Annotated in this window: 12 protein-coding genes; 8 read left to right on the top strand and 4 right to left on the bottom strand. The window is 61.3% G+C overall.

Going from position 1 to position 10,003, the window contains the following annotated elements; translation table 11 throughout:
• A partial coding sequence (locus GG26_RS08655; RefSeq protein WP_414390015.1) for a hypothetical protein occupies positions 1–298 on the top strand: 298 nt, incomplete at its 5' end.
• Positions 276–593, top strand: a complete 318-nt coding sequence (locus tag GG26_RS08650; protein WP_414390013.1) for a hypothetical protein — start codon at positions 276–278, stop codon at positions 591–593. The genes GG26_RS08655 and GG26_RS08650, both read left to right, overlap by 23 nt.
• Here the strand turns inward: GG26_RS08650 and GG26_RS08645 are convergent.
• Positions 590–1,075: a hypothetical protein gene (locus tag GG26_RS08645; RefSeq protein WP_414390010.1), complete on the bottom strand. Its 486-nt coding sequence runs from the start codon at positions 1,073–1,075 to the stop codon at positions 590–592. The two genes, GG26_RS08650 and GG26_RS08645, sit on opposite strands and share 4 nt — an antisense overlap.
• Before the next feature lie 423 nt (positions 1,076–1,498).
• Here GG26_RS08645 and GG26_RS08640 point away from each other — a divergent pair, with 423 nt between their 5' ends.
• Both GG26_RS08640 and GG26_RS08635 read left to right on the top strand, forming a co-directional pair.
• Entirely contained in the window at positions 1,499–2,251 is a 753-nt protein-coding gene (locus GG26_RS08640; RefSeq protein ID WP_414390007.1) for a hypothetical protein, read from the top strand.
• A 95-nt stretch (positions 2,252–2,346) separates the two neighbouring features.
• On the top strand, positions 2,347–3,096 hold the full coding sequence (locus tag GG26_RS08635) for a YebC/PmpR family DNA-binding transcriptional regulator (protein WP_414390004.1): 750 nt from the start codon (positions 2,347–2,349) through the stop codon (positions 3,094–3,096).
• A gap of 5 nt (positions 3,097–3,101) precedes the next feature.
• On the opposite strand, the gene GG26_RS08630 is transcribed toward GG26_RS08635, so the two are convergent.
• Positions 3,102–3,413 carry a YbjQ family protein gene (locus GG26_RS08630; protein WP_414390001.1) on the bottom strand — a complete coding sequence of 104 codons (312 nt, stop codon included), beginning with the start codon at positions 3,411–3,413 and terminating at the stop codon, positions 3,102–3,104.
• 105 nt (positions 3,414–3,518) lie between these two features.
• Between GG26_RS08630 and rbsK the strand changes: the two genes are divergently transcribed.
• A complete protein-coding gene (rbsK, locus tag GG26_RS08625; RefSeq protein WP_414389999.1) occupies positions 3,519–4,448 on the top strand; it encodes a ribokinase in 930 nt (309 codons plus the stop codon).
• A 20-nt stretch (positions 4,449–4,468) separates the two neighbouring features.
• Here rbsK and GG26_RS08620 read toward each other — a convergent pair whose 3' ends face one another.
• Positions 4,469–6,076 carry a B12-binding domain-containing radical SAM protein gene (locus tag GG26_RS08620; protein WP_011431066.1) on the bottom strand — a complete coding sequence of 536 codons (1,608 nt, stop codon included), beginning with the start codon at positions 6,074–6,076 and terminating at the stop codon, positions 4,469–4,471.
• A 122-nt stretch (positions 6,077–6,198) separates the two neighbouring features.
• Here GG26_RS08620 and GG26_RS08615 point away from each other — a divergent pair, with 122 nt between their 5' ends.
• Positions 6,199–7,047 carry a methyltransferase domain-containing protein gene (locus GG26_RS08615; RefSeq protein ID WP_414389995.1) on the top strand — a complete coding sequence of 283 codons (849 nt, stop codon included), beginning with the start codon at positions 6,199–6,201 and terminating at the stop codon, positions 7,045–7,047.
• Positions 7,048–7,127: 80 nt separating this feature from the next.
• Here the strand turns inward: GG26_RS08615 and GG26_RS08610 are convergent, their stop codons facing one another.
• Complete coding sequence (locus GG26_RS08610; protein WP_099813338.1) at positions 7,128–7,748, bottom strand: uracil-DNA glycosylase family protein; 621 nt, start codon at positions 7,746–7,748, stop codon at positions 7,128–7,130.
• A 290-nt stretch (positions 7,749–8,038) separates the two neighbouring features.
• Between GG26_RS08610 and GG26_RS08605 the strand changes: the two genes are divergently transcribed.
• Together GG26_RS08605 and GG26_RS08600 are read left to right on the top strand one after the other, a co-directional pair.
• The gene (locus GG26_RS08605; RefSeq protein WP_011431062.1) at positions 8,039–9,499 is read left to right on the top strand and encodes a TldD/PmbA family protein; all 1,461 of its coding nucleotides are present in this window, start codon (positions 8,039–8,041) and stop codon (positions 9,497–9,499) included.
• Between the two features lie 15 nt (positions 9,500–9,514).
• Positions 9,515–9,973: a hypothetical protein gene (locus GG26_RS08600; protein WP_011431061.1), complete on the top strand. Its 459-nt coding sequence runs from the start codon at positions 9,515–9,517 to the stop codon at positions 9,971–9,973.
• The last annotated feature ends 30 nt before the right edge of the window (positions 9,974–10,003 follow it).

Genomic DNA, 10,003 nt, shown 5'->3' with positions numbered 1-10,003 from the left:
CACCCACCCCGACTCCGACACCGCCACCCACCCCGACTCCGACACCGCCACCCACTCCAACTCCGACACCGCCACCCACTCCAACTCCGACACCGCCACCCACTCCAACTCCGGCACCAACACCCACTCCCACCCCGGTGCCAACACCAACGCTTACCCCTATCCCTCGCTTTACCCCGCTCGTCCCCCGTACTCCTACCCCTACCCCCACCCCGATCCCGACGCCCACCTCGACGCCAGCCCCAGCAACACCAACGCCTGCGCCAGAGTTTGCCTTGAGCGGTCAGTGGCTCTATGAGGGAGGATCCTTTGTCTGGCAGGGATCCCTGTGTAAGATCAATGTTGCAACTGGCATCCAGGAAACCGTCTCCATCCAGCAAAACGGCGATCAGATTATCATTTCCTCACCCAGCTTTTCTGAGCGCAGTGGCCAGCTCATCGGCAACCAACTTTCTGTTAGCGGCAAAATAGGGGGTAGCGGTACTCCAACTGTCACGTGGAGCGGTACCGTCAGCTCTGACGGGCGCTTGATTCGCGGCACAGCCACCTGTGGCAGCGCAAGCTTTGCCATTAGGCTTACCCGCCAGAGCTAAATACCCAAACCGCCTCGGTCACCGCCACCGCCGTTTTCCCTGTCGTCAGGCTTCTGCTGGATGGGAGGGGGAGGAGGAGGCGCGGCAGAGGTTTCCCTCACCACCTCGAGGGTATAGGGACCTCGGCCTGGGCTACCCGGAGCAACGCTGCGGGAATTCTGGGCCCAGTAGCTTTGCACCAGCACCAAGTAACAGCGGTCTAGCCGTACTGGGATCGTCAGCTCGGAGGTGGTGAAATCACCAGGCTTTGCGTCATCGTTGATGAAGAAGAATTCCGGATCAGTCTTCCTGTTGACATCAAGACCAAGGATGGCCAGCAGAGGGTCGAAGACTGGACTAGTTAGGCGGATAGTAACTCCTGTAACATTGGCTGCAGAAGGAAAGTAAAGGAATCCATCGACATAAAAGGTAAACGTGCCAGGGGGAGGTGGAACTTCCCGGGCATTTATGACATTGTCCCTCTCATCGAAGTAGATCTCCAAGTCGCTATTTGGCCCCAAGGTTCCACTGCGCCTTGCTCCTGGGCGCAAGCTCTTGGCCTCGAAAATCGCTGGAAAGGCTTGCGCGCAAACATTGACTGGAGGTGGCACCGTCCCTCCAGCTCCCCCACAGCCTGCCAGGAGGGCAGCCGAGGCTAGGAAGCCCCAAAAAAGCTTCAGAGGGGATCCCCAAACCTTTGATGTTGGCGCTGCCATAGATACCTCTTGCAGGATCATTAGCTTCTCCAGATTAGACTACAGCCATTTCGGCAAGCTGCAGCGAACGGATTTGGCAATCCATCGATCCCTCCCCTTGATCCTTTGAGCAGCGACATCCAGCAGGAGCGGCTCCGTTTTAGCCTAGTGCCTCCTAGGCCCATGTCGGGTAGAGTTGGCGGTAGCTATCGACGCCGTAGTGGTTAACCTATGAACAGCCCGCTGAGTAAGAATCGGGATCCCAATCTCCTGCTTTCCCAACGCCCTAAGCGGGGCAGCCTGGGCTGGAGCCTCCCCCTTGGAGGGTGGGGACTTGCCTTGTTGTTTGGATCCCTGCTGTTGAGGGCGTGGAGCAGCCAGCCCTTGACCTGGGCACAGGAAGCAGAACAACAGCCAGAGCCAGAAGTCTTCCTGCCGGTGAGGGACATCGATCCGGCGGCGCAGATTCGGGTGCGAAACGAGCTGGTTAAACTCTGCGGAGATTATCGCTGCGAAGGCTATCGCTTTCAGGTGCGAGTTTTGGTCAGGCCTGAGGATACGCTGGAAACTCTGCTGGAGCGGCTGGATGCGGAGATGCTGCGGGAGGTGGATCGGGTGTTTCAAACTCGGCCTGACTTGAACCGTGTCATCGTCGATGGCTATGTCTTTGTGGGCACCCCCTCTTTCGCCAGTCGAGAGGTGCTGCTGCAAACGCTGTTTGTGCCCCGTCACCGCTGGGCGGTAGGCCGCTTTGGGCCAGAGCAGGATGGAATCTTCTATGCCGAGCTGCTGGAACAGGTAAGGCCCTTTTTAACTCGGCCGCAAACCCCAACCCCTCCGCCTGGAGCCGTGTTTGAAGAGCCTGTGCCTCCTCTACCTCCCACGCCAGCTCCCACAGAGACACCAACGCCTACACCTCAAGCAACGCCGGAAGCTCCACCGCCACCGGGGGGCGTGATCGAGCGGCAACCCATTCAGCCCTGACCTACTCCCCTGGGGTTGAGACCTGAGCAGGTGGTGATCTAGGCTTCAGAGTTAGGGGATCCCTCCCCGTGGATTGCTTGACTGGTGGGCACAGCATGGCAGGACACAGTAAATGGGCCAACATTAAACGGCAAAAAGCCCGCGTAGATGCTAGAAAAGGCAGCCTGTTTACCAAACTTTCCCGAGCCATCATTGTGGCAGCGCGCAACGGCCTGCCCGATCCTGACGCCAACTTTCGGCTGCGCTCGGCCGTGGAGAAAGCCAAAGCGGCAGGCATGCCTGCTGAGAACATCGAGCGGGCCATCGCCAAGGGATCCGGCAACTGGACCGACGACAGCCCCCTGGAGGAAATTCGCTACGAAGGCTACGGCCCTGGGGGGGTAGCTGTCTTGATCGAGGCGATGACCGACAACCGCAACCGCACGGCTGCCGAGGTGCGGGAGGCCTTCAGCAAAGTCGGCGGCAGCCTGGGGGAAAGTGGCTGCGTGAGCTGGCTGTTCCGGCAAAAAGGGGTGATTAGCCTAGAGGGGGTGACAGATCCCGAAGCTCTGCTGCTAGCGGTAGCCGAAGCAGGCGGGGAGGATCTCAAGGTAGAGGGAACCGGCGCAGAGGTCTATTGCGATTACACCCTGCTGGAGCAGGTGGCCACCTCCCTTAAAAAAGAGGGCTACCAGGTGCAAGAGGCGGCCATTCGCTGGATCCCCTCTACGGAGGTGCATGTGGAGGATCCCGAGACGGCCAAGCTGGTGCTGACCCTGATGGAGCGGCTGGACAACTTGGATGATGTGCAAAATGTCTACGCCAATTTCGAGATCGACGAGGCGGTGATGGAGAGCCTGGCCTAAAGGTTCTAGCGCAGCTTGACGGCGGTGCCGGTGGCGGTAACGAGGATCATGGTCGCGCTCATGTTGGTATGAATGCTAACGCCTAGGATGCCATTTGCTCCCAAACGTTTGGCCCGCTGCTCCAACTCTTCCAAAACCTTTTTCTGGGCATTCTCGAGAACTTCTTCATAGGTTCTTGTGCGTCCCCCGATGATGTTGCGGAGGGCAGCAAGGAAGTCCCGCAAGACATTGGTGCCATAAACTACCTCGGCGGTAACAATGCCCAAGTAACGCTCAACCTCTCTACCTTGGAGCACGTCTGTGGTGGTCAGCAGCATGGCTTGTTCTCCGCCTCACTCCCTCACCAAGATAGCCGAGGAAGGGGAGCTCTCCAACGAAGTGGCGGGGGCTAGAATTCTAGGCCAACGTTTTTCAGCTAGCCAATGACGACCCTCGTTCGCGTGGTGGGGAGCTTGAATCTGGACTTGGTGGTGCGGGTGCCCCACCATCCTGGGCCTGGGGAAACGGTGCTGGGATCCGACTACGCCACCTACCCTGGGGGTAAGGGAGCCAACCAAGCGGTGGCAGCAGCCCGGGCGGGAGCCCAGGTGGAGATGTGGGGGGCGGTGGGATCCGATGGCTTTGGCCGTTTCCTAAAGGAGAACTTGGATCAAAATGGCGTCGATACCCGCCATCTGCGAGAGCTGGAAGGGCCCAGCGGCATCGCTCTGATTACTGTGGATCGAGCAGGGCAAAACCGGATCGTGGTCAGCCCTGGGGCTAATGGTCGCTACACACCCGCCCATCTGCCCCCCTGGACAGCGGCAGCTCTGGTATTGTTGCAACTGGAAATCCCCTTGGCCACGGTGCAGGCGGTAGCCGAGCAGGCCTTTGCCCAAGGGATCCCCGTCCTGCTCAATCCAGCCCCTGTGGTGCCCCTGCCGGGATCCCTGTTGCGCCAGATGCGCTACTTGGTGCTCAACGAAAGCGAAGCCGCTGCTCTTGCCCAGTTGCCGGTGGAGACACCCGCGCAAGCCGAAAAAGTGGCCCAAGCCTTGCAACGGCAGGGGATCCCGACAGTGATCGTCACGTTGGGGGGAGCGGGCTTGGTCTGGGCCGATGGGGAGGAAAGGGGCCATCTGCCAGCCCACCCCGTGTTGGTGGTGGATACCACTGCTGCCGGCGACAGCTTCTGCGGTGCTTTGGCCGCTTGCCTGGCTGCTGGCAAATCCCTGAGGGAAGCCCTGCGGTTTGCCAATGCCGCTGCGGCCTTGTGTGTAACCCGCCCTGGCGCTCAGCCCAGTTTGCCCCACCGCGCCGAGATCGAGGCGTTTCTGGCCGCTTCAGGCTCTCACCGTCAATCCCCTTCCTAGGGGATTTTAGGCACGACATGCTACACGGAAAAGGCCTCTTGGCGGTGCTGCTGCAGCCGCTCCAGGCTGAGAGGGCCTTCGATGTGTTGCCAGGGAAGGGGATCCGCCGGATCCCAGTTGTGGTACACGTAGAAGTCCAGGGGCGGCAGTTGCCCTTTGAGCTCTTTGAAGGCGCGGCGGTAGCTGCCCAGGGAATCGCCCCACTGCCGTGCTAGCTGCAAAACCTGGGCCACCCGCCGATCCCCTCTTGAGATCAAGGCCTGGATGACCGACCAACTGTAGCTTTCCGGGCGGAACTCCACGCCCAGGGGGCGCAGGTGTTTTTGATACCACTGCAGCTTTTTCTCCGCCTGGGGATCCACCCCCTGCCACTGGAAGGGGGTGTGGGCCTTGGGCACAAAGGTGCTGCAGCCCAGGGTGAAGCGCAGGCGGGGAGCCACCTTCTTGAGCTCCTTGAAAAGAGCAACCGTGGCCTCCAGGTCGGCCTGGGTTTCCGCCGGGATCCCCACCATGCCGTAGAACTTGATCCCCTTCAGGCCGCCGGCCTGGGCGTGGGCAGCCGCCGCCAGGATCTCTTCGTTGGCCAGCTTTTTGTTGATGACCCGGCGCAGCCGCTCCGAGCCGCTTTCGATGGCCACGGTAATGGACTGGCTGCCGCGGCGGGAAAGCACTTGCGCCAAGCGAGGCGTAACCGTGCCCGTGCGCACCGAGGCCAGGCTAAGGCGCACCTGCTCAAAGCGATCCTGCGCCAGGTACTCCAGCAATTCCTCAAACTGGGGGTGCTGGGTTACCGAAGCCCCCAAAAGGCCAATCCGCTGGGTAACCTGCAGCCCCCGCTCCACCGCCGGGATCAGATGTCCCTCCACATCCGCTGCCCGAAAAGGCAATGTTAGATAGCTGGCCAGGCAAAAGCGGCACATCTCCGGACAACTGCGCACCACCTCCACCATGTAAATGCTCTCCCAGGCCGCCTTGGGGGTAACCACGGTGGACACCGAGAGGGTGTTGCCGCGGAAGGTGTGCTTGCGGATGGAGCTGGGGATCCCGTCCAGCTTGGGGATCACCTTCTCCACTGGGCCGTCGGGCCCGCGGTAGCGCACCTCGTAGAGGCTGGGCACGTAGATCCCCGGCACCTGGGCCAGCGCCTGCAGCTTTTCGGCGCGGGATCCCCGCCGTACCTGCCGATAGGTCTGGATCATCTGCTCCACCAGCCCCTCCCCGTCCCCCAGCAGGATCAAGTCAAAGAACGCAGCAAAGGGCTCAGGGTTGGCCGTCAACACCGGGCCGCCGCCGAAAACCAGGGGGTGCGCTTCTTCCCGCGCCTCGGCCTGGAGGGGGATCCTCTGTCGTTCCAGCAGATCCAGGATGTGGACGTAGTCCAGCTCCCAGGAGAGGGAAAAGCCCAGCAGCTCAGGATCCCGCGGCAGCGGCTCGGCCAGGTCGGTAAACAGGCGGGCGACCGACACATCACGGCGGCTGGCCAGCAGGCTCCAGATGACCTGGTAGCCGAGGCTGGTGATCCCCACCGAGTAGGTGTTGGGGAAAGCGTAGATCAGCCGCACCGCGTCGGGCTCGGGCGTGGCCGGGGTGAAGAGAAGCTGCTCGAGGGCAAAGTCTGAGGTGGCCAAGATCCCAGCGGCAACAAGAGCCTACTTTCCCAGCTTAATCGGGGTTTTGCCAGCCCGCCCCCAGGGCCAGGAAGGACGGCAAGATCGTCCAGAATAAGAGGGATCCCGACCTGCACCTGCCGATGACCTCTCCGCTCAACCAACGCATCCGCCGCTTCTACGATGCTTCCTCTGGCCTTTGGGAGCAGGTGTGGGGAGAGCACATGCACCACGGCTACTACGAGCCGGGCCAGACCGGCAAGGATCGCCGCCAAGCCCAGATCGATCTCATCGACCGAGTCATTCAATGGGGCCAGATCGGGGATCCCAAGCCCCCCCGGCACATCCTCGATCTCGGCTGTGGCATTGGGGGGAGCAGCCTGGAGCTGGCGCGGCGCTTTGGCGCCGAGGTAACAGGCATTACCCTCAGCCCTGTCCAGGCCCAGCGGGCCGAGGAGCGCGCTCAAGCAGCCGGCCTGAGCAACAGGGTGCGCTTTTGGGTGGCCGATGCCCTGGACATGCCCTTTGCCGACAACACCTTCGATCTGGTCTGGGCTCTGGAAAGCGGCGAGCACATGCCGGATAAGCGGCGGTTTCTGGCCGAGTGCTGGCGGGTCTTGCAGCCGGGCGGGCAGATGATGGTGGTTACCTGGTGCCACCGCGAGGGATCCCTGAGCCGCCAGGATGAGCGCCTTTTGCAGCAGATCTACGACGTGTACTGCCTGCCCTATGTCATCAGCTTGTCGGAGTATGAAGCGCTGGCCCACCAGGTGGGGTTCGAGCGGTTGCGCACCGCCGACTGGTCGGAGCGGGTGGCCCCCTTTTGGGACGAGGTGATCGCCTCGGCTCGCAATTGGCGGTGGATCCCGGCTTTGCTGCGCAGCGGCTGGGTCACCGTCCGTGGGGCGCTGGGGCTGGGCCTGATGCGGCGGGCCTATGCCAGCGGCTTGCTGCGCTTCGGCCTGCTGAGCGGCTTCAAGCCTGCAAGTTAGGGATCCCATACCCCCCTCTCCCTTGGGAGAGGGGCTGGGGGTGAGGGTAGCGGCGCTGGCCAAATACCAGGGAAAGTAGCTCAGAAGTCCGGCTGGGGCGGCGTTGCGCCGGCAAGTTCTAGGTACTTTTGCTTCACCGCCTGAATATCCTGCCACATCAGCCACTTGGGGCTGCCGGGGGTGCGGTCGGGGTTGCGCAGCAAATAGGCCGGGTGGAAAATCGGCATACACCAGCGCCCCTGCCACTGGATCCACTCGCCGCGGATCTTGGTGATGCCGCGCTTATCCCCCAAAAGAGAGCGCACCGAAGTGGCCCCCGTCAACAGAATGATCCAGGGATCCACCAGGCGAATCTGCTCCAGCAGATAGGGCCGACAGGCGTCCATCTCCTCCTGGGTGGGCACGCGGTTGTGGGGAGGGCGGCATTTGACCACGTTACAGATGTAGGTATCCTGCTCCGGATCTAGGCCCACCGAGGCCAGGATCTTGTCGAGCAACTGGCCCGACTTGCCCACAAAGGGCAGCCCCTGCAGATCCTCGTTTTCCCCCGGCCCTTCTCCGACGATCACGATCTTGGCCTTGGGGTTGCCGCGGTGCACCACCACGTGGGTACGGTTGGCCGCCAATTCACAGCGCTGGCAGACCCGGCAGTGCTGCTCCAGTTGTTCTAGTTCTCGATAGGTACCGGGGGGAATGGGCACCTGGGCCGAGAGCGGGATCTGATCCCATTGGGGAAGCGTCTCCGCAGCGGGGGCAGGTGGCTCTAGGGGATCGTCAAATAGGCTGGGCTGAAGCTCCGAGGATCTTTTCTTGGCAGCCATTGCAAGGTGAGGGATCCTTGTGCAGCGATCTTCGGCTGCTCCTCTGCCCTTGTCAAGCTTGGAGTCTCTTTCCCCAAAAGGGCAGCCTTTACGTCTTGTTAAACTGAGGGAACAAAAGGTGGCGGCATCTCAGCCTGCCCTTTCCCTCTTTTGAGTGCTCTCGGCCTCCTATGCTGCTTTTGTCCAAAGAACTGCCCAACCTCGACTATCGTCCCACCCTGCAGCGCTTCGACGAAGACTGGCGGGATCCCCTTGCAACTCTCTTAGGCTGGGGGCGGGCTGCTGGCGCCGACCTGGTGGAGATCTTCCTGGAGCGGGTTAACTCCATCAGCTGCCTGGCCGAAGACGACGCCATCACCAGCATCACCCCTCGGCTTGCCACTGGCGCCGGCGTGCGGGTGTTCCGCGGCCTGGCCGACTGCTACGTCAGCACCAACGATCTCTCCTTTGCCGGCCTCAAAGCCGCCCTGGAAAAAGGCCTGCTCTTGATGGGCCTTACCCCCCCAGGCCCTGCCGCCTTGGTCTCCCCTGTCAACTTGGGGATCTTGCAGGACTACGCCGAGCGCCGCCGCAAAGACGGCTGGCTCAAAGAATGCAGCTCCCTTGCCGAGATGGGGGAGATCTTGGGGCGGGCCAACGCAGAGCTCAAGCGGCAAGCTCACCACATCCAGTCCCGCCGCACCAACTACTTCCGCGACTGGCAGGAAATCCTGGTAGCCTGCAGCGACGGCACCTTTGTGCGCGACATCCGCCTTACCCAGTCGGTCAGCTCTACCCTGCTCTGTGCCGACGGGGATCATCGCGCTTCCGTTAGCCAGCGCGCGGGGGGCACCGGGGATCCCGACTTTTTGCGCCGCTGGGATCTTGTGGCCCACAGCCAGGAGCTGGCAGAGGCTGCCGGCCAGATGCTCTATGCCGACTACGTGGAATCGGGCACCTACCCCATTGTGATGTCCAACGCCTTTGGCGGCGTCATCTTCCACGAGGCCTGTGGGCATCTCTTGGAAACCACCCAAATTGAGCGCAAAACCACCCCCTTTGCCGACAAAAAAGGCCAGAAGATTGCCCACAAAAACCTCACCGCCTGGGACGAGGGGCTTTCCGAGGGGGCCTTTGGCAGCTTGGATGTGGACGACGAGGGCATGCCCGTCCAGCGCACTTTGCTCATTGAAAAGGGCATTTTGAAGAACTTCCTGGCCGACCGGGCCGGCTCGATGCGCACCGGCCATCCCCGCACCGGCAGCGGTCGCCGGCAAAACTACACCTTTGCCGCCGCCAGCCGCATGCGCAACACCTACATCGCCCCCGGCGACGCCGAACTGGACGACCTGTTTGCCTCTATCGACAAAGGCATCTACTGCAAGCGCATGGGGGGCGGCAGCGTCGGCCCCACCGGCCAATTTAACTTTGCCGTGGAAGAAGCCTATCTCATCCAAAACGGCAAGATCACCAAGCCCCTCAAGGGAGCCACTTTAATCGGGGAAGCCAAGGATATCCTGACCAAGATCTCCATGTGCTCCAAGGATCTCCGCCTGGCCCCTGGCTTCTGTGGTTCTGTCAGCGGCAGCATCTACGTCACCGTCGGCCAGCCCCACATCAAGGTGGACGCCATCACCGTGGGCGGGCGCTAGGCCCAGGGATCCCCCATGGCTTACGACAACGTCTGCAAGTACCTGGCAGAGCGCTTCCCGGAGCAGTTTGCCCGTTGGCTAGTGGGAGAAGTGGCTGAGCCGGTGCAAATGTTGCCCACAGAACTTTCGGAGGAACCTGTTCGAGCAGATTCTGTTATTTTGCTGGGGCTGCAGCAGGGCATTTTGCACCTGGAATTTCAAACAGATCCAGATCCTGAAATCCCCTTTCGCATGGCCGACTATCGGCTGCGCCTTTACCGGAAATATCCACAGCTACCTGTGCATCAGGTGGTGATTTATCTGCGCAAAACGACCTCGGAGCGAGTTTTCCAAACTTCCTTTCGCCTAGAACGGCTGAGCCACGAGTTTGAGGTCATTCGCCTGTGGGAATGCAACTTGCCAACCAACGTCGATTGGCCAGCCCTGCTGCCTTTTCGGGTCTTAAGCCAGGTGGAGCATGACTCTAGTCAATGATATGCTGGACTATACTGAAAATAATGTACA

It is taken from the genome of Synechococcus sp. 'PEA 65AY6A-5F PE A', assembly GCF_047462575.1.
Classification (GTDB): domain Bacteria; phylum Cyanobacteriota; class Cyanobacteriia; order Thermostichales; family Thermostichaceae; genus Thermostichus.
The sequence above is the reverse complement of the archived record's forward strand: the minus strand, read 5'-3'. Positions and strand labels throughout refer to the sequence as shown.

Excerpts from the sequence above, each read along its gene's own strand:
- rbsK (WP_414389999.1), top strand. The coding sequence starts at position 3,519 with ATGACGACCCTCGTTCGCGTGGTGGGGAGCTTGAATCTGGACTTGGTG.
- GG26_RS08615 (WP_414389995.1), top strand. The coding sequence starts at position 6,199 with ATGACCTCTCCGCTCAACCAACGCATCCGCCGCTTCTACGATGCTTCC.
- GG26_RS08640 (WP_414390007.1), top strand. The coding sequence starts at position 1,499 with ATGAACAGCCCGCTGAGTAAGAATCGGGATCCCAATCTCCTGCTTTCC.
- GG26_RS08600 (WP_011431061.1), top strand. The coding sequence starts at position 9,515 with ATGGCTTACGACAACGTCTGCAAGTACCTGGCAGAGCGCTTCCCGGAG.
- GG26_RS08635 (WP_414390004.1), top strand. The coding sequence starts at position 2,347 with ATGGCAGGACACAGTAAATGGGCCAACATTAAACGGCAAAAAGCCCGC.
- GG26_RS08630 (WP_414390001.1), bottom strand. The coding sequence starts at position 3,413 with ATGCTGCTGACCACCACAGACGTGCTCCAAGGTAGAGAGGTTGAGCGT.
- GG26_RS08605 (WP_011431062.1), top strand. The coding sequence starts at position 8,039 with ATGCTGCTTTTGTCCAAAGAACTGCCCAACCTCGACTATCGTCCCACC.